The organism is Rhodococcus indonesiensis, from assembly GCF_047782815.1.
In the GTDB taxonomy this organism is placed as follows: domain Bacteria; phylum Actinomycetota; class Actinomycetes; order Mycobacteriales; family Mycobacteriaceae; genus Rhodococcus; species Rhodococcus indonesiensis.
In genome coordinates this window covers 1948094-1966855 of sequence record NZ_CP180630.1, presented here as the reverse complement: position 1 = coordinate 1966855, position 18762 = coordinate 1948094, and the positions used below count along the sequence as shown (strand labels likewise).

Here is an 18762-nt window from a genome sequence, read left to right as displayed (position 1 = left end):
GCGGCCATTCGAACACGACCGCCTGCGAGGACACAACCGCACTCGACTCCTCGGGAATCGCAGGCAGTCGCACTCGCTTGGGACGACCTTATCAACACTTCTACGACGTTGTGTAGGCGGGTGCCCGTACCGCGAGGTCATTGACAACGACGGTACTACCGTTCGTCGTTGTTCCCCTGCTCAGCGCTACCGGCAGGCTCCACGTAGAGCGCGCGCTGCGACAAGACTCCGTAGGTCTCGGCGCCCAGGACGACGAGCAACGCGAAGACGATCGTGAGTACGAGCGCACCTTTGTCGTAGAAGTCGAGCGGCCTGAGCAGCATCATCACCACGATCGCAAGGATCAGCTTGAGCAGCCAGGTGCCCAGCAGCACCGCACCCGCCGTCGTCGCCGGAAGGCGGGCGGTGAGCAGCACGCCGAGCGCGGTGAAGAGGATGAAGCCGCCGCCCACGGCAGCGCCGATCAGCGCACCCCACACCCCCGGCAGGCCGGCGACGAGGCCACCGATGACGGTGGCGACGACCGTCAGCACGATCAGCCCGAACACGCCGTACCGGACGGCGGCGCGCATCGGCGCGGAGGAGTCGGGCAGGGCGGGCAGAGGCTGATCCGGGGAGGTCACGGGAGTCAAGCCTAACGGACCCGTCCGCGGCGCCTCCGCCGCCGGGGACGGCCGGCGTCGTCGTGACGCAGCGACGGCACCGCCGTGACGACCAGCGCGAACACCAGCCCGCCCGCCACGAGCAGCACGACGGCCCGGCGGTCGAGCAGCGAGGAACCGACGGCGCCGAAGGCGAGCACCCCGACCCACAGGTAGATCAGCAGCACCACCCGGCGATGCGAGTGCCCGATCTGCAGCAGCCGATGGTGCAGGTGCATCTTGTCGGGACTGAACGGACTGACCCCGGCCCGGGTGCGCCGGACGATCGCCAGCAGCAGGTCGAGGATGGGGATGAACATGACTGCACCCACGAGGATCAGCGGGGAGAGCAGACCGAGCAGGTCGCGGGTGCCGTAGGCGGCCAAGGGGATGCGCCCCGACGCGCTCGTCGAGATCGCCGCCAGCATCAGGCCGATCAGCATCGACCCGGAGTCGCCCATGAAGATCCGGGCCGGCTGGAAGTTGTGCGGCAGGAAACCCAGGCAGGCCCCTGCGAGGGCCGCGGCGATCAGGGCGGGCGGATACGCACCGACGTCCCCGCCCTGATCGTGCAGCAGTCCGACGGAGAACACACAGATCGCGACGGCCGCGATCAGCCCGAGACCGGCCGCGAGCCCGTCGAGGCCGTCGACGAAGTTCATCGCGTTGATCATCACCACCGCGACCAGGACGGTGAACAGTCCCGCCTGCAACTGGTCGAGGATGAGGGTGCTGCCACCGAAGGGCTCGTAGATGACGATCCAGCTCACGCCCATGACGACGAGCACCCCCGCCGCCGTGACCTGCCCGACGAACTTGGTCAGCGCGTCGAGTCCCCAACGATCGTCGATGATCCCGACGATCACGATGATGGTGCCCGACACCAGCGCCGCCCCCATGTCGGGGGTGTACTCGAAACCTCGGGTCAGAGCGGGCAGTTGCTGGGCGAACAGCAGGCCCGCCACCAGGCCGATGTACATTCCGACGCCGCCCAGGCGCGGTGTCGGCTGCACGTGCACGTCCCGGTCCCGGGGTACCGCGACGGCGCCGAACCGGATCGCGGCGATCCGCACGGCCCCCGTCGAGAGGAAGGTGACGACCGCGGCGGTGAGGAGCACGAGCAGCAGCTCACGGATGGGCACGCCGGCGCCGCGGCCCGATTGGGCCAGTACCAGGGATGCCGTGTCGGCGACAGTCACTTCGTCCGGTCCCCGCCGTCACTCCCCGCCGGTACGCAGCTGCGCCGGGTCCTCGCCCAGCACCTCCGCGATGTCCTCGACCGCCACGGCCCCCTCGCGCAGCACGCGCGGACGATCGGCGGTCAGGTCGACGATGGTGGAGGCGACGGCGTGTTCGGCCGGGCCGCCGTCGAGGTACACGCTGGCCGATCCGCCGAGCTGGGCGCGCGCCTCGTCCACCGTGGTGGCCGGCGGCCGGCCGGAGACATTCGCGCTCGACACCGCCAGGGGGCCCACCTCGCGCAGCAACTCGAGCACCACGGGGTGCAGCGGCATGCGCAGCATCACGGTGCCACGGGTATCCCCCAGGTCCCACGCGAGCGAGGGAGCTTGGTGCACAACAAGACTCAGGCCACCGGGCCAGAATGCGCGGATCAGTTCCCGCGCCTGCGGACGGACGGTGCTCACCAGGCCGTCGATCGTGTTCCACGACCCGACGAGCACCGGCACCGGCATGTCCCGGCCCCGGCCCTTGGCACGCAGCAGGCTGGTCACCGCATCGCTGTCGAAGGCGTCCGCCGCGAGTCCGTACACCGTGTCGGTGGGGACGACGACGAGCCTGCCTGCCTTCAGCGCGCCCTTGGCGGCCGTCAGGCCGGCGGCCCGGGAATCGGGGCTGTTGCAGTCGTAGACGGTGCTCACGGGTTCATCCTTCCACTGCGGCGAACGAGTCCGGCATCACACACCGGCCTCACCCTGGGCTCGGGCACGTCGGGCCTCCACGTCGGTCGGCACCCGGCGGGCGACGACGAACCGGGGCCGGCCCGCCAGATCCGGGTGCTCGGTCACCTCACCGAACACGCGGCGCTGCGCGAACAGCTCCGCGACCAGGGGTCCGTTGGTGTCGTCGTGCTCGATGCCGACCGCACCGCCGATGCGCAGCCAGCGGGCGATGTTCGCGACCATCGGCTTGATCACCGACATCCCGTCCGGTCCGCCGAACAGCGCGGTGTGCGGATCGTGCTCGATCACCTCGGGCGGAAGGTCGGTTCCCTCGGGAATGTAGGGCGGGTTCGACACCACGACGTCGACCCGGCCCTCGAGGGCGGTGAGCAGGTTGCGGTCCGTCACGTCTCCCTGATGCAGGAGGATCGGTGTGTCTCCGGCGGCCGCGCACCGCTCCGCGTTCCGCCGTGCCCAGGCGAGGGCGTGGGGCTCGAGTTCCACCGCGTGCACGATCGCGTCGGGCCGGGCATGCGCGATCGCCAGCGCGAGGGCACCCGAGCCGGTGCACAGGTCGAGCACGACCGGCGGATGTTCCTGGAGGCCCTCGAGGTGCGCCAGCGCCCAGGCCAGCAGCAGTTCGGTTTCGGGCCGCGGGACGAAGACGCCGGGACCCACCTCGATGTCGATCTCCCCCATCCCCGTGCTGCCGGTGATGTACTGCAACGGGATCCGCTTGGCGCGCTGCGCGATCATCGCCCGGTACGCATCGATCATGGCCGGGTCGACGAGTGGCACGAGACCGAGACGGGTGCGCTCGATGCCGAGCAGGTGCGCGGCGAGCAGTTCGGCGTCCACACGCGGACTGGGGACACCGGCTTCCTCGAGCACCGACACCGCTTCGAGGATCGCCAGGCGCAGGGGTTGACGAGTCACGGCGTACAGACTGCCATGCCGGTCACGCCACGGAAACGGACAGGTCACGCATCGGCTCGGTCTGCGGCATGATCGAGAAGGTCCGATCCGGACCTGGACTACGGAACTCAGGACTACGGAACCACGGAGAGGATCTTCCAGTGACGAAGTCGAAATCCACGGTTCGGGCAGCGTCCGTCGTCGCATTCGCCGCCGCCGGCGCCCTCGCGGCGCCCGAACTCGCGTCCGCGTCGCCGATCGACGTCCAGCCCACCCCGCTGCTCTGCAGCTACGTCGCGCCGGTCCACAGCGTGACCGAGACGGACAGCGACGCCCTCGAGGAGGGTCGGTTGTTCTTCGCGGTCGGCGAGCAGAAGGCGCAGAACGGGCAGCTCAACTGGGTCAACACGGCCACCTGGCAGACCGGGGGCGCCTCGTTGACCGCGTCGCCGCAGAGCAGCGACGTCCCGATCGCGCTGCTGGACACCGGGCCCGGCACGGTCGTGTCCGCCGTCTGGGGACCGCATCAGAACGCGAAGGGCGAGAACTGCTTCCTGCTTCCCGGCATCGACATCTCGCAGGTGCCCGGGGACGACGACCCGGGTGACGAGCCCGGCGAGCCCGCTCCGTAACGGACCGGTACCCGGCTCACGCGTCATTCCGCCGTGAGCCGGGCCTCCCGGTCGGCGGTGCCCAGCGCATCGAGCAGGGCGTCCATGTCACCGTCGAGCACCGCGTCGAGGTTGTGGGCCTTGAAGCCGATGCGGTGATCGGTGATCCGGTTCTCGGGGAAGTTGTAGGTGCGGATGCGTTCGGAGCGGTCCACCGTGCGCACCTGGCTGGCCCGTCCCGCGGACGCCTCCGCCTCGGCGGCCTCCTCCGCCGCCGCCTGCAGCCGCGCGGCGAGGACCTGCATCGCCCGTGCCTTGTTCTGCAGCTGGGACCGCTCGTTCTGGCAGGTGACGACGATGCCCGTGGGCAGATGCGTGATGCGCACCGCCGAGTCGGTGGTGTTGACGCCCTGGCCGCCCTTGCCGGATGAGCGGTACACGTCGATGCGCAGATCCGACTCGTCGATCTGGACTTCCTCGACCTCGTCCGGCTCGGGGTAGATGAACACGCCGGCCGCGGAGGTGTGCACGCGGCCCTGGGACTCGGTGACGGGGACGCGCTGGACGCGGTGCACGCCGCCCTCGAACTTCAGGCGGGACCAGACGCCGTCGCGCACATCGCTCTTCGACTTGATCGACAGCGTCGCGTCCTTGTAGCCGCCGAGGTCGGAGATGGTCGCGCCGAGGACCTCGACGCGCCAGCCGGCCCGTTCGGCGTACCGGATGTACATGCGGGCGAGGTCGGCGGCGAACAGCGCGGACTCCTCGCCGCCCTCCCCCGACTTGACCTCGAGCACGACGTCGTCGCCGTCGTGCGGGTCACGCGGGGCGAGCAGGTCGGTGAGGGTCTTGTCGAGCTCGCCGACGCGTTCTTCGAGTGCCGGCACCTCGGCGGCGAACGCGGCGTCGTCCGCGGCGAGTTCCCGCGCGGCTTCGAGATCGTCGCGCGCGGCTCGCAGCTTGGTGTAGGTGGCCATGACGGGGGCGAGCTCGGCGAACCGCTTGCCGACCCTGCGTGCTGCCGCCGGGTCGTTGTGCAGCGCCGGGTCGGACAGCTGCTGCTCGAGTCCGGCGTGTTCGGCCAGGATGTCGTCGATGGCCGACGGCTTGGTCTGCCCCGCCATGTGATTCGCTCCACTCGTCCGTCGTGCCGGTCCGTGCCGCGCACGGATCCGGAGAAAAAAGCCGACGCCCGGCCTGTGACTGAGACAGAACCGGGCGTCGGCGAGACAGCTACTGGTCGGCAGCGTCCTTCTTGGAGGTGCGCTTGCCGTAGCGAGCCTCGAAGCGGGCGACGCGTCCGCCGGTGTCGAGGATCTTCTGCTTGCCCGTGTAGAACGGGTGGCACTGCGAGCAGACCTCGACGGTGATCCGTCCCGACTCCGCGGTGCTGCGCGTCTCGAACGTGTTCCCGCAACCGCAGACGACGGTGGTCGTCCCGTAGTTCGGGTGGATTCCTGCCTTCATGGTGTCCCTTTCGTGGCCGCCGGGTCGCCTTCGCGGATCGAAGACGTGAACCGGGACCGGACTGAGCTGTTCGATTATGCCAAACGCATGCCCGGGACGAGAAATTCCGTCCCGGGGCATGCCCCGCCGCGGCTGCGGCGATCAGTCGTCGAGTGCTCCCGGCGCCGTCTTCGACACCTGCAGGAGGAACTCGATGTTGCTCTTGCTCTTCTTGAGCCGGTCGATGAGCAGATCGATGGCCTGGTGCGAGTCCAGGCCGGAGAGCACGCGGCGCAGCTTGTGCACCACCGCGAACTCGTCCGGGCTCATCAGCAGCTCGTCCTTGCGCGTGCCGGAGGGGTTGACGTCCACCGCCGGGAACACGCGCCGCTCGGCGATCTTGCGGTCGAGCTTGAGCTCGGCGTTGCCGGTGCCCTTGAACTCCTCGAAGATCACGGTGTCGCCCGTCGAACCCGTCTCCACCATGGCCGTGGCGATGATGGTGAGCGAGCCGCCGTTCTCGATGTTGCGAGCCGCGCCCAGGAACCGCTTCGGCGGGTACAGGGCGGTCGAGTCGACACCACCGGAGAGGATGCGGCCCGACGCCGGCGACGAGTTGTTGTACGCGCGGCCGAGCCGGGTGATCGAGTCGAGCAGGACGACGACGTCGCGACCCTGCTCGACGAGCCGCTTGGCCCGCTCGATGGCCAGCTCGGCGACCGACGTGTGGTCCGACGGCGGGCGGTCGAAGGTCGAGGCGATGACCTCGCCCTTGACCGAACGCTGCATGTCGGTGACCTCTTCGGGCCGCTCGTCCACCAGCACGACCATCAGGTAGCACTCGGGGTTGTTGGTCGTGATCGCGTTCGCGATGTCCTGCATCACCGTCGTCTTGCCCGCCTTCGGCGGCGAGACGATCAGGGCACGCTGGCCCTTGCCGATCGGCATGATCAGGTCGATCACTCGGGTGGTGAGGATGTTCGGGGTGGTCTCGAGCCGCAGCCGCTGGTTCGGGTACAGCGGGGTGAGCTTGTTGAACTCCGGGCGGCGCTTGGCGGCCTCGACGTCGCCGCCGTTGACCGTGTCGAGCCGGACCAGCGGGTTGAACTTCTGCCGCTGGTTGCCCTGCTCCCCCTCACGCGGCACGCGGACCGCGCCGGTGATGGCGTCGCCACGGCGCAGGCCGTTCTTGCGCACCATGTTCATCGAGACGTACACGTCGTTGGGACCGGCCAGGTACCCGGAGGTCCGGACGAACGCGTAGTTGTCCAGGACGTCGAGGATGCCGGCGACCGGCTGCAGGACGTCGTCCTCGCGGATCTCGGGCTCGCGGGTGTCGCCGCCGACCTCACCGCGGTCGCGTCCGCGACGACGCTCACGGAAGCGGCGACCGCGGCGACCGCGGCCGTCCTCCTCGTCGCCGCCACGGCCGTCCTGACGGGGCCCCCGGTCTTCACGACCGCGTTCGCCCTGGTCACGCTGGTCCCGCTGAGCCTCGCGCTGGTCCCGCTGACCGTCCCGCTGAGCCTCGCGCTGGTCCCGCTGACCGTCGCGCTGAGCCTCGCGCTGGTCCCGCTGACCGTCGCGCTGGCCGCGTTCCCGCCGCCCCTCGGAGGGTTCGGCCTTCTCCTCGGTCTTCTCCTCGGCGCGCGGCTTCTCGTCGGTCCGCACCTGGGCGGCTTCCTTCGGGGCCTCGACCGTCTCGGCGGTCTGGTCACCGCCGCGGCGACCGCGACGCTGGCGACCACGGCGACCGCCCTCGGCCTCGCCCTCGGCGGGCTGCTCGGGCGCCTCGGCGGGCTTCTCCGGCGCCGCCGTCGTCGCGGCCGGCGCAGCCGCGGCCGGCTCGGCGACGGCGGTCGTGGAAGCAGTGTCCTGGGCAGCGACCCGGGCGCGACGAGTCCGCGCCGGCCGGGCCGGCTGCTCCGCCGCAGGGGCCGGCTCGGCGGCTCCGCCGCTCTGGCGCTCCTTGATGGCGGCGATCAGATCGCCCTTACGCATCCCGGAGGTTCCCTTGATGCCGAGTTCGGCCGCGAGAGTCCGCAGCTCGGCCAGCACCATGCCGGAGAGACCGGCGCCACGCCGGCCGCCGGCGCGCGGTGCAGTCTGTGCAGGATCGGTGGCCTGCGCTCCCGCGGACGAATCCGTGGTATCGAGAACAGGCGTAGCGATCAGGTCCGTATCTGTCACGGAGATCCTTTCCTTCCCTCACTCGCGCCACGCAGAGTCGAGGGTTCGTTCCAGATCTGGCGTCGATCTGGGATTGCCGTACGTGTTCACGGATCGAACGGTCGGCACGTCCGCCATCACGCCATCCTCCGGCAGATGCGGTCGGTCCGTCTTCCCGAAACGATGTCAGGAGAGGATCGATCCAGGATCGATCGCCCCGATGGATCTGGAGTGAATGCCCTGGAAAGCCAGCGACGGAAACGCACGACGTGCGGACTAAGCACAGAATAGCGACGAACTGTACGTTGAGCAAGGAGAACCCCCGGACGTGTCGCCGTGGGTCGGCACCCGACCCGACAGGCCCTGGGGCTCGGTCACACGACCTGCACGCCGTCCGCGACATCGAGTTCGAGCACGGTCATGTCGTCCGCCTCCGCGGCCGCCCGCAGGTCCGCGGGGAACGGCTCGGTCGTCAGGGCGAGCACCGTGGGGCCGGCACCGGAGACCGCGGCGGGGATCCCCGCGGCGCGCAGGGTCGCGATCCACTTGGTGGTCGCCGGCAGCGCCGGCGCGCGCTGCGCCTGGTGCAGGAGGTCCTCGGTCGCCGGCATCAGCAGGTCCGGACGCTCCGTGAGGGCGACGACGGCGAGCGCCGCGCGGCTGACGTTGAACGCTGCATCGCGGTGCGGTACGAGATCCGGGAGCAGTCCGCGGGTGTGGGCGGTGGACGAGCGCGACGACGGCACCAGCACGACGACCCGCACCGTCGGGTGGACCGTGAGCGGCACCGCGCGGTACGTGCGCTGCTCGTCGCCGACGGTCGATTCGCACCACGATACGACCGCCCCGCCCAGGATGCTGGCGGAGGCATTGTCCGGGTGGCCTTCGAATTCGGAGGCGAGCTGGACGAGTTGCGACTCGCCGAGCACACGCTCGGGCGCCACCTTGCGCACGAGCCCGTTGGCGGCCGCCAGACCCCCGACGACCGCCGACGCCGACGAACCCAGTCCGCGCGAATGCGGAATAACGTTGCGGCACAACACGTCCAGGCCGTCCGCCCACACGCCGGCGGCTTCGAGGCCGCGTTCGACCGCCCGCACCACCAGGTGCGACGGCCCCCACGGCACCTCTTCGGCGCCCTCGCCCTCGACGCGCACCTCGAGACCCGATGCGGTTGTGGTGACCGTGATCTCGTCGTACAACCCGAGGGCCAGCCCGAGCGAATCGAAACCCGGTCCCAGATTCGCACTCGAGGCCGGGACCCGGGCGGTCACGGAGATCCCGACGGGCAGCGTCTGCGTCATGTCGTCTTTCCCAACGGAGGAGGGCGCGGCCGTCACTAGGCCAGCTCGAGCGCTGCGGCCACCGCGACCGGGTCGACCGGGATCGGCTCCACCTGGGGCATCCCGAGCAGTGCCGTGTCGGGATCCTTCAGACCGTTGCCGGTGACGGTGCACACGACCTTCAACCCGGAATCGAGCCAGCCCTCCTTGCGGGCGGCGAGCAGACCGGCGATCGAGGCGGCGGACGCCGGTTCGACGAACACACCCTCGGTGGCGGCGACGAGCCGGTACGCCTCGAGGATCTCCTCGTCGGTGGCCGCCCGGAACGCGCCCCCGGACTCCTCCTTGGCGGTCACGGCGCCGTGCCACGACGCCGGGGCGCCGATCCGGATGGCGGTGGCGATCGTCTCCGGGTCCTTGACGGGAGCACCGTGCACCAGCGGCGCCGCGCCCGCGGCCTGGACACCGAGCATGCGGGGCTTGCGGGTGGTCAGACCGTCCGCGAAGTATTCCGTGTAGCCGCGCCAGTAGGCGGTGATGTTGCCGGCGTTGCCGACCGGCAGCACGTGCACATCGGGCGCGTCGCCGAGCGCGTCGGCGATCTCGAACGCCGCGGTCTTCTGGCCCTCGATGCGCACGGGGTTGACGGAGTTCACCAGGCCGATCGTGGGGAACTCGGCGGTGGTCTTGCGGGCGAGCTCGAGGCAGTCGTCGAAGTTGCCCTGGACCTGGATGATCTTCGCGCCGTACATGACCGCCTGGGCCAGCTTGCCCATCGCGATCTTGCCGTCCGGGACCAGCACCGCGCAGCCCATGCCGGCCTTGACGGCGTATGCGGCCGCGGACGCGGAGGTGTTGCCGGTGGAGGCACACAGCACAGCCTGCTGGCCACGGGCGAGGGCGTCGGTGACGGCCATCGTCATGCCGCGGTCCTTGAACGAGCCGGTCGGGTTCAGGCCCTCGACCTTCAGGTGGACCTCGCAGCCGGTCAGCTCCGACAGGTGTGCGGCCGGCAGCAGCGGGGTGCCGCCCTCGCGGAGGGTGACGGTCTTCCAGTTGTCACCGATCGGGAGCCGGTCGCGGTACGCCTCGATCAGACCCGGCCACGGGGTGTGCACGGGGGTGGCGGTGTTCTTCTCGGGCGCGCTCATTCGGCGGATCCCTCCAGTCTCAGGACGCTGGTCACAGCGATCACGGATTCGAGTTGGTCGAGCGCTGCGACGGTGTCCGACAGCGCCTTGTCGGTGGCGCAGTGCGTCAGCACCACGAGGCGGGCGCCCTCACCGGCGCCCTCCTGGCGCACGGCGGCAATGCTCACGTCCCGCTTGGCGAACTCGGCGGCCACCGCCGAGAGCACACCCGCCCGGTCCGCGACCTGCAGGTTGACGTAGTAGCGGGTGACGATGTCGCTCATCGGGGCGATCTCGAGGTCCGCGTACCGTGATTCCCGCGGCCCACGGCCCCCGTGCACCCGGTTGCGGGCAGCCATCACCAGGTCGCCCATCACGGCGGACGCGGTGGGCGAGCCGCCGGCTCCCTGGCCGTAGAACATCAGGCGTCCCGACGCCTCGGCCTCGACGACGACCGCGTTGAAGGCGCCGTTGACGGCGGCGAGGGGATGCTCACGCGGCACCAGCGCCGGGTAGACGCGCGCCGAGACCCGGTCCCGGCCGTCGGTGGTGATCCGCTCGCAGATGGCCAGCAGCTTGACGGTGCAGTTCAGTGCCCGCGCGGTGGTCAGGTCGGCGGCGGTGATCTTCGAGATGCCCTCGCGGTAGACGTCGCCGGCGGTGACGCGGGTGTGGAACGCGATCGAGGCCAGGATCGCGGCCTTGGATGCGGCGTCGAAGCCCTCCACGTCCGCGGTGGGGTCGGCCTCGGCGTATCCGAGCCGGACCGCCTCGGCGAGCGTCTCGGCGTAGTCGGCGCCGGTCTCGTCCATGGCCGAGAGGATGTAGTTGGTGGTGCCGTTGACGATGCCGAGGACCCGGTTCACCTTGTCACCGGCCAGCGACTGGGTGAGGGGCCGGATGACGGGGATGGCGCCCGCGACGGCCGCCTCGAAGTACAGGTCCACGCGCTTGGCCTCGGCGGCCTCGGCGAGTTCGCCGGTGTACTCCGCGAGCAGCGCCTTGTTGGCGGTGACCACGGACTTGCCCGAGTCGAGAGCCGCGCGCACGAGCTTGCGCGGCAGTTCGATGCCGCCGATGACCTCCACGACGATGTCCACGTCGTCGCGGGTGATCAGGCCCTCGGCGTCCGTGGTGAGCAGGTCCTGTGGGATGCCGCGGTCGTCGCGGACGGTGCGCACGGCCACCCCGCGCAGCTCGAGCGGCGCACCGATGCGCGCCTCGAGATCGGTGGCATCGTCGCGAATGATGCGCACGACCTCGGCTCCGACGGTGCCGTGCCCGAGCACAGCCACACCGATCGGGCGCTGCCCCGGTTCGCTGGTCACCGCTTCGGTCGTCACTCCGTAACCTCCAAGCTGAGCAGATCTTCCACGGTTTCCCGACGCAGGACGACGCGGGCGGCGCCGTCCTTGACCGCCACGACGGCGGGACGGGGCAGCAGGTTGTACCTGCTGGACATCGAGTAGCAGTATGCACCGGTCGCGGCGACGGCCAACAGGTCGCCGGCTTCGAGGTCGGCGGGCATCCAGGCATCGCGGATGACTATGTCGCCGCTCTCACAGTGCTTGCCGACGACGCGGGACACGACCGGTTCGGCGTCGCCGGCCCGCGACACCAGGCGGGTCTCGTACTCGGCCTGGTACAGCGAGGTGCGGATGTTGTCGCTCATGCCGCCGTCGACGCTGATGTATCGGCGCATCTGGTGTGCGCCCACCGCGACGTCCTTGATGGTGCCCACCTCGTAGAGGGTCACGGTGCCGGGGCCGGCGATGGCGCGGCCGGGCTCGACCGCGAGGGTCGGTTCGGGCAGACCGGCGAGGGTGGACTCGGTCTGCACGATGTGCCGCAGCTTGGCGGCGAGTTCCTCCACGGGCGGCGGGTCGTCACTGGGCACGTAGGAGATGCCGAGGCCGCCGCCGAGGTCGACGATGTTCATCTGCGCGGTCTTGTCGACGCCGAATTCGTCGACGACGTCGCGCAGCAGGCCGATGACCCGGTGCGCCGCGAGCTCGAATCCGTCGACGTCGAAGATCTGCGAGCCGATGTGGCTGTGCAGGCCGACCAGGCGCAGGTGATCGCTCGCGAACACCTTGCGGACGGCGGCCATGGCCACCCCGCCGGCCAGCGACAGGCCGAACTTCTGGTCCTCGTGCGCGGTGGAGATGAACTCGTGGGTGTGCGCCTCGACGCCGACGGTGACGCGGATCAGCACGTCCTGCACGACGTCGAGTTCGCCGGCGACCGCGTCGAGCAGGTCGATCTCCGACATGGAGTCCAGCACGATGTGCCCGACGCCCGCGGCGACGGCGGTCCGCAGCTCGGCCACGGACTTGTTGTTGCCGTGCATGGCGATCTTCCCGGCGGGGAACCCGGAACGCAGCGCGACGGCGAGCTCACCGCCGGTCGAGACGTCGAGGGACAGGCCCTCCTGGTCGACCCAGCGCGCAATCTCGGTGCACAGGAACGCCTTCGACGCGTAGTGGACCTTCGCGCCCGGCCCGAACGCGGCCGCGATCTCCCGGCATCGAGAGCGGAAGTCGTCCTCGTCGACGACGAAGAGCGGGGTGCCGTACCGCTCGGCGAGTTCGGTGACGGGCACACCGGCGATCGTCACGACGCCGTCGTCGCCGCGCCGGGCGTTGCGTGGCCACACGTTCGGGTGCAGGAAGTTCAGTTCGGCGGCGTTCGCCGGCCGCTCGGTCAGGCCCGGTGCGTGCGGGATCTCGGCGTGCCGGGGACCGGCGGGGTGCGCGTTCACATCCGCTCCGGGGCGCTGACGCCGAGCAGTCCGAGTCCGTTGGCGAGGACCTGGCGGGTCGCCGCGCACAGCGCGAGCCGCGCCGTGTGCAGCGGTCCCGGCTCCTCGTCGCCCTGCGGCAGGATGCGGCACGAGTCGTAGAAGCGGTGGTAGGCGCCGGCGAGTTCCTCGAGGTACCGCGCGACGCGGTGCGGTTCCCGCAGTTCGGCGGCCTTGGCGAGGATGCGCGGGTACTCGCCGATCGTGCGGATCAGCTCACCCTCGCGCTCGTGGTCGAGCAGCGACAGGTCGGCGCCCTCGGCGCCGAGACCGAGCTCCGCGGCGCCGCGCCCGATGGACGAGAGCCGGGCGTGCGCGTACTGGACGTAGTAGACCGGGTTCTCGTTGGTGGTGCTGGCCCACAGCTCGAGGTCGATGTCGATGCTCTGATCCACCGACGACCGCACCAGCGCGTAGCGGGCCGCGTCGACGCCGATCGCCTCGACGAGGTCGTCGAGGGTGATGACCGTGCCGGCGCGTTTGCTCATCTTCACGGCGACGCCGCCGCGCACGAGGTTGACCATCTGCCCGATCATCACCTCGACGGTGTCCGGGTCGTCACCGAACGCGGCGGCGGCGGCCTTGAGGCGGCCGATGTAGCCGTGGTGGTCCGCGCCGAGCATGTAGATGCACAGGTCGAAGCCGCGCGACCGCTTGTCCTGGAAGTAGGCGATGTCCCCGGCGATGTAGGCGGCGTTGCCGTCGCTCTTGATGACGACGCGGTCCTTGTCGTCACCGAAGTCGGTGCTCTTGAGCCACCAGGCGCCGTCCTGGTGGTAGAGGCTCCCCGAGGTCTTGAGCGTCTCGACGGCCTTCTCCACGGCGCCCGACTCGAACAGGGAGTTCTCGTGGAAGTACACGTCGAAGTCGACACCGAACTCGTGCAGGGTGCGCTTGATGTGGGCGAACATCAGGTCCACGCCGATCGAGCGGAACACCTCGTGCCGTTCGGCCTCGGGCAGCGCGAGCGCGTCCGGGCGCTGCTGCAGCACGGCCTGCGCGATGTCGACGATGTACGCGCCGGCGTAACCGTCCTCCGGCGCGGGCTGCCCCTGCGCCGCGGCGACGAGCGAGCGGGTGAACCGGTCGATCTGGGCGCCGTGGTCGTTGAAGTAGTACTCCCGGGTGACGTCGCCGCCCTGGGTGGTGAGGATCCGGCCGAGCGCGTCCCCGACCGCGGCCCAGCGGGTGCCGCCGAGGTGGATCGGGCCCGTGGGGTTCGCGGAGACGAACTCGAGGTTGATGCGGGTTCCGGCCAGCGTGTCCGCGTTACCGTACGCGGCCGCCTGGGTGAGCACCTGGGCGACGATCGCGCCCTGGGCATCGGCGGCGAGACGGATGTTCAGGAAGCCCGGTCCGGCCACCTCGGCCGACTCGATGCCGTCGGCGGCGGTGAGGGCCTCGGCCAGCCAGCCCGCGAGTTCGCGCGGGTTGACGCCGGCCTTCTTCGCGACCTGCATCGCGACGTTGGTCGCGTAGTCGCCGTGCTCCGGGTTGCGGGGCCGCTCGACCGTCAGGGTCTCGGGCAGGACGGACACGTCGAGGTCACGCTCGGCGAGCACCCTCGCAGCGGTTCCGTGGAGCAGTTCGGCAAGGTCGGCAGGAGTCACGGGTCTCTATCCTATTGGCTCCGCCTTCCCTGTCGTGACGCCGGTCCGGCCTGTTGCCGCGGTCACCGCCCGGCCGCCGCGGGGACGTCCGTGCACCGTCCGCCCGTAGAGTTGACAGAGCACGCGCGGACCGAGCGTCGTGCGCCCCCTGTTGTCCATCCGTCGAAAGAGCACCCAACGATGCCCAGCGGTTCGGTAAGTGGCGGTTCCGGCAAGAAGTCCGGTGCCAAGTCTGCGAAGGCGATCAAGGCCGCCCAGAAGAAGAGCGGCGGTCGCGGTCTGCCCAAGCAGCGGCAGATCCCGTGGCTTCTGATCGGTGGCGTGGTCGCGGTGGTCGCGCTGGTCGCGGTGATCGCCGCCAGCATCATCCCGAAGTACCAGGATTCCCAGGCGCTGGCGGCGTGGACGCCGTCCGAGTCGAATCAGGATCCGTCGACCGCGATCGAGGGAGTCGTGACGGTCGACTACCCCGCCGGTCAGCACATCGGGGCCACGCAGCGCGTGGCGTACGACCAGAGCCCGCCGTTCGGTGGGCCGCACGACGCGATCTGGGCCACGTGCACCGGCACCGTGTACCCCGAGGCGATCCGCACCGAGAACGCCGTGCACTCTCTCGAGCACGGCGCGGTGTGGATCACCTACAACCCCGACCTGGTCGATCAGGCCGGCGTCGATGCGCTCGCGGCGAAGGTGGACGGCAAGTCCTACCTGATGATGTCGCCCTACCCGGGGCTCGACTCCCCGATCGCCCTGCAGTCGTGGGGGCATCAGCTGAAGGTGGACTCCGCCGACGACGAGCGAATCGATCACTTCATCGCGTCGCTGCGGCTCAACCGCTACACCTACCCGGAGGTCGGCGCGAGCTGCTCCACCCTGCCCGGCTCGTTCGACCCGAGCAGCCCCCCGCCGTTCGATCCCTCGGCGCCGGGTCCGGACGCGGTGCCGATGGACGGCGGCACGGCGGACGGCACCGAGCAGGTGCCGGCCGACATGCAGGCCCCGGCGGGGAGCTGACATGACGGACGGCACCGTCACCGCCGGCACGGGCCGGCGCACGACCGGTCTGATCCTGGGCCTGGTCGCGGCCGTCGCGATCGGGTTCCTGCTCGGATTCCTCGCACATATCCCGCTGGAGGACTCGCAGCCGGTGGCACCGGACGCCGGCTCCGTGGACGTCGGGTTCGCGCAGGACATGACCGTCCATCACAACCAGGCCATCGAGATGTCCGCTGTGGCGCTGACGAAGTCGGACGACCAGCGGGTACGCAACCTGGCGTACGACATCCTCACCACCCAGCAGAACCAGGTCGGCCAGATGCAGGGCTGGCTGTCGCTGTGGGGGCAGCCGTTGCTGCCTGCCGGGGACTACATGACGTGGATGACCGAGGACTCCGGCCACGGCCACGGCGACGCGAGCCACGCGAGCGGCGATGGGCACACGGCCGGGGCAGGGACCGCCCGGATGCCCGGTATGGCGACGTCCGAGGACCTGGCGAACCTGCGCGGCGCCACCGGCCCGGAACTCGACGTGCTGTTCCTGCAGTTGATGCTGCGCCACCACGAGGGCGGGCTGCCGATGATGGAGTACGGCGCGCAGTACGCGGGCCAGCCGGCGGTGCGAACCCTGGCGCAGACGATGGTCGACACCCAGACCAGCGAGTCGGAGCTCATGACGGCGATGCTCGCGGAGCGCGGTGCGCAACCGCTGCCCATGAACTGACAGTGCGGACCCGCACGACGGGGGACGGCCCATCCGGGTCGTCCCCCGTCCGCGTCTACCGTCCGGACCGGCCCCACTCCCAGTCGCGGATGTCGGGCATGTCCTCACCGTGGGTGCGGATGTACTGGTGATGCTCGACGAGCCGGTTCTTCAGGTACTCGCGCGCATACGCGGAGATCGGATGCAGGCGCGGCACCCGGTCGACGACGTCCATGGCGAGGTCGAACCGGTCGATCTGGTTGAGCACGCACATGTCGAACGGTGTGGTGGTGGTGCCCTCCTCCTTGTACCCGCGGACGTGGATGTTGTCGTGGTTGGTACGCCGGTAGGTCAGGCGGTGGATCAACCACGGGTAGCCGTGGTACGCGAAGATCACCGGCTTGTCGGTGGTGAACAGCGAGTCGAATTCGCGGTCGGACAGCCCGTGCGGGTGTTCGGTGTGATCCTGCAGCCGCATCAGGTCGACGACGTTCACGACGCGGATCCTCAGATCGGGGAACCACTCGAGCAGGATCTCGACGGCGGCGAGGGTTTCCATGGTGGGCACGTCGCCCGCGCAGCCGAGCACCACGTCGGGTTCGGCCCCCTGGTCGGTGCCGGCCCAGTCCCAGATCCCGATTCCCTTGGTGCAATGCACGATTGCCGCGTCCATGTCGAGGTACTGCAGCTGCGGTTGCTTGCCGGCGACGATCACGTTGACGTACTGCCGGGTGCGCAGGCAGTGATCGGCCACCGACAGCAGGCTGTTCGCGTCCGGCGGCAGGTACACGCGGATCACGTCGGCCTTCTTGTTGACGACATGGTCGATGAAGCCAGGGTCCTGGTGCGAGAAGCCGTTGTGGTCCTGCCGCCACACGTGCGAGGTGAGCAGGTAGTTCAGCGACGGGATCGGCCGGCGCCAGTCGATACCGTTGGTGGTGCGCAGCCACTTGGCGTGCTGGTTGAACATCGAGTCGACGATGTGGACGAAAGCCTCGTAGCAGGAGAAGAAGCCGTGCCGGCCGGTCAGCAGATAGCCCTCGAGCCAGCCCTGGCAGGTGTGCTCGGAGAGAATCTCCATCACCCGTCCGTCGGGGGCCAGACGGTCGTCGTCGGGCAGGATGCGGGCGTTCCAGGTGCGTGCGGTGGCCTCGAGGACCGGACCGAGCCGGTTGGAGTTGTTCTCGTCTGGGGAGAACACGCGGAAGGTGCTCGTGTTCTCGCGCATGACGTCGCGCAGGAAGGTGCCGAGCACGCGGGTCGATTCGACGCTGCCGGTGCCGGGCGCCTCGACCGGCACGGCGTAGTCGCGGAAGTCCGGCAACGCCAGGTCTCGTACGAGCGGTCCGCCGTTGGCATGGGGGTTGGCGCTCATCCGCCGCTCGCCCGCCGGGTGCAGGTCGCGGATCGCGGGCACGGGGGCACCACGGTCGTCGAACAGTTCCTCGGGCCGGTAACTGCGCAGCCACTCCTCGAGAATCTTGCGGTGGCTGTCGTCGTCGCGGGCATTGGCGAAGGGCACCTGGTGCGAGCGCCAGTACCCTTCGACCGGGAGACCGTCGACCTCCTTCGGTCCGGTCCAGCCCTTCGGGGAACGCAGCACGATCATCGGCCAGCGCGGTCGCTCGGTGACCCCGTCGTGGCGGGCGCGGCGCCGGATCTCAAGTATCGCATCGAGGCAGTGGTCCAGGGCCGCCGCGAACGCCTGGTGCATGCGCTCGGGATCGGAGCCCTCGACGAATACCGGATCGTGGCCGTAGCCGCGGAGCAGGTGCTCGAGTTCCTCGTGTTCGATGCGGGCGAGGACGGTCGGATTGGCGATCTTGTACCCGTTCAGGTGCAGGATCGGCAGCACGGCGCCGTCCCGGCGCGGGTCGACGAACTTGGTGGAGTGCCAGCTGGTGGCCAGCGGCCCGGTCTCGGCCTCGCCGTCGCCCACCACGGCAGCCACGATCAGGTCCGGGTTGTCGAACGCGGCCCCGTAGGCGTGCGACAGGGCGTACCCGAGCTCGCCGCCCTCGTGGATGGATCCGGGTGTCTCGGGAGCGACGTGGCTGGGGATCCCCCCGGGGAACGAGAACTGGGTGAACAGGCGCGCCATGCCGTCCGCGTCCCGGGAGATGTCCGGATAGATCTCGCTGTAGGTGCCCTCGAGCCAGGCCGCGGCGACGGGCCCGGGACCGCCGTGCCCGGGACCCATCACGTACATCATGTCCAGCTCGCGGGCGGTGATCGTGCGGTTGAGGTGTGCATAGACGAAGTTCAGCCCCGGGGTGGTGCCCCAGTGCCCGAGCAGCCGGGGCTTGATGTGCTCGGGACGCAACGGCTCGCGCAGCAGCGGGTTGCCCATCAGGTAGATCTGCCCCACCGACAGGTAGTTCGCGGCTCGCCACCAGGTGTCGAGCGCAGCGAGCTCCTCGCGGCTCAGCGGTCCGGTGCGGGTTGCCGTGTCGGGTCCTGCGTCCACGTACGGTCCTCTCCTGCAGGTGTGTGTCCGGTTTCGTGTTCGAGCCTGCCCCGCGCGGGTGGCCCACGCCGGCCGTTCCGGGAAACACTC

General features: G+C 70.0%; 16 protein-coding genes. 3 read left to right on the top strand and 13 right to left on the bottom strand.

The annotated features are described in order from the left end of the window. Positions 1–155 precede the first annotated feature (155 nt). The 4 genes from ACM26Y_RS09235 to prmC all read right to left on the bottom strand — a co-directional run bounded on the left by ACM26Y_RS09235 (position 156) and on the right by prmC (position 3478). Complete coding sequence (locus tag ACM26Y_RS09235; protein ID WP_416063647.1) at positions 156–572, bottom strand: hypothetical protein; 417 nt, start codon at positions 570–572, stop codon at positions 156–158. A 62-nt stretch (positions 573–634) separates the two neighbouring features. After that, positions 635–1840, bottom strand: a complete 1206-nt coding sequence (locus ACM26Y_RS09230; protein WP_003935759.1) for an MraY family glycosyltransferase — start codon at positions 1838–1840, stop codon at positions 635–637. Positions 1841–1858: 18 nt separating this feature from the next. Further along, positions 1859–2521 carry an L-threonylcarbamoyladenylate synthase gene (locus ACM26Y_RS09225; RefSeq protein WP_416063283.1) on the bottom strand — a complete coding sequence of 221 codons (663 nt, stop codon included), beginning with the start codon at positions 2519–2521 and terminating at the stop codon, positions 1859–1861. A 36-nt stretch (positions 2522–2557) separates the two neighbouring features. Further along, on the bottom strand, positions 2558–3478 hold the full coding sequence (gene prmC / locus ACM26Y_RS09220; RefSeq protein WP_040781832.1) for a peptide chain release factor N(5)-glutamine methyltransferase: 921 nt from the start codon (positions 3476–3478) through the stop codon (positions 2558–2560). 140 nt (positions 3479–3618) lie between these two features. On the opposite strand from prmC, the gene ACM26Y_RS09215 reads away from it, so the two are divergent. Beyond that, positions 3619–4089, top strand: a complete 471-nt coding sequence (locus ACM26Y_RS09215) for a hypothetical protein (RefSeq protein WP_416063282.1) — start codon at positions 3619–3621, stop codon at positions 4087–4089. A 23-nt stretch (positions 4090–4112) separates the two neighbouring features. Here ACM26Y_RS09215 and prfA read toward each other — a convergent pair whose 3' ends face one another. The 8 genes from prfA to argS form a co-directional block, all read right to left on the bottom strand. Next, the gene (gene prfA / locus ACM26Y_RS09210) at positions 4113–5192 is read right to left on the bottom strand and encodes a peptide chain release factor 1 (protein WP_003935763.1); all 1080 of its coding nucleotides are present in this window, start codon (positions 5190–5192) and stop codon (positions 4113–4115) included. A 109-nt stretch (positions 5193–5301) separates the two neighbouring features. Continuing rightward, positions 5302–5535 carry a 50S ribosomal protein L31 gene (rpmE, locus tag ACM26Y_RS09205; protein WP_003935764.1) on the bottom strand — a complete coding sequence of 78 codons (234 nt, stop codon included), beginning with the start codon at positions 5533–5535 and terminating at the stop codon, positions 5302–5304. Between the two features lie 141 nt (positions 5536–5676). Next, on the bottom strand, positions 5677–7704 hold the full coding sequence (rho, locus tag ACM26Y_RS09200) for a transcription termination factor Rho (RefSeq protein WP_416063281.1): 2028 nt from the start codon (positions 7702–7704) through the stop codon (positions 5677–5679). Between the two features lie 353 nt (positions 7705–8057). Continuing rightward, positions 8058–8987 carry a homoserine kinase gene (gene thrB, locus ACM26Y_RS09195; protein WP_003935244.1) on the bottom strand — a complete coding sequence of 310 codons (930 nt, stop codon included), beginning with the start codon at positions 8985–8987 and terminating at the stop codon, positions 8058–8060. A gap of 35 nt (positions 8988–9022) precedes the next feature. After that, positions 9023–10117 (bottom strand): threonine synthase, encoded by a 1095-nt coding sequence (thrC, locus tag ACM26Y_RS09190; RefSeq protein WP_003935243.1) that lies wholly within the window; start codon positions 10115–10117, stop codon positions 9023–9025. Then, complete coding sequence (locus ACM26Y_RS09185) at positions 10114–11424, bottom strand: homoserine dehydrogenase (protein WP_054373249.1); 1311 nt, start codon at positions 11422–11424, stop codon at positions 10114–10116. The genes thrC and ACM26Y_RS09185 overlap by 4 nt, the downstream gene beginning before the upstream one ends. Before the next feature lie 11 nt (positions 11425–11435). Further along, the gene (gene lysA, locus ACM26Y_RS09180) at positions 11436–12857 is read right to left on the bottom strand and encodes a diaminopimelate decarboxylase (protein ID WP_416063280.1); all 1422 of its coding nucleotides are present in this window, start codon (positions 12855–12857) and stop codon (positions 11436–11438) included. Beyond that, entirely contained in the window at positions 12854–14506 is a 1653-nt protein-coding gene (argS, locus tag ACM26Y_RS09175) for an arginine--tRNA ligase (RefSeq protein ID WP_054373231.1), read from the bottom strand. The genes lysA and argS overlap by 4 nt, the downstream gene beginning before the upstream one ends. A gap of 180 nt (positions 14507–14686) precedes the next feature. Here argS and ACM26Y_RS09170 point away from each other — a divergent pair, with 180 nt between their 5' ends. Together ACM26Y_RS09170 and ACM26Y_RS09165 are read left to right on the top strand one after the other, a co-directional pair. Further along, positions 14687–15520, top strand: coding sequence for a DUF3105 domain-containing protein (locus ACM26Y_RS09170; protein WP_416063279.1), 834 nt, complete (start codon positions 14687–14689; stop codon positions 15518–15520). Between the two features lies 1 nt (position 15521). Further along, on the top strand, positions 15522–16226 hold the full coding sequence (locus ACM26Y_RS09165) for a DUF305 domain-containing protein (protein ID WP_416063278.1): 705 nt from the start codon (positions 15522–15524) through the stop codon (positions 16224–16226). 55 nt (positions 16227–16281) lie between these two features. On the opposite strand, the gene ACM26Y_RS09160 is transcribed toward ACM26Y_RS09165, so the two are convergent. Continuing rightward, entirely contained in the window at positions 16282–18672 is a 2391-nt protein-coding gene (locus tag ACM26Y_RS09160; RefSeq protein WP_416063277.1) for a phosphoketolase, read from the bottom strand. Positions 18673–18762 lie beyond the last annotated feature (90 nt).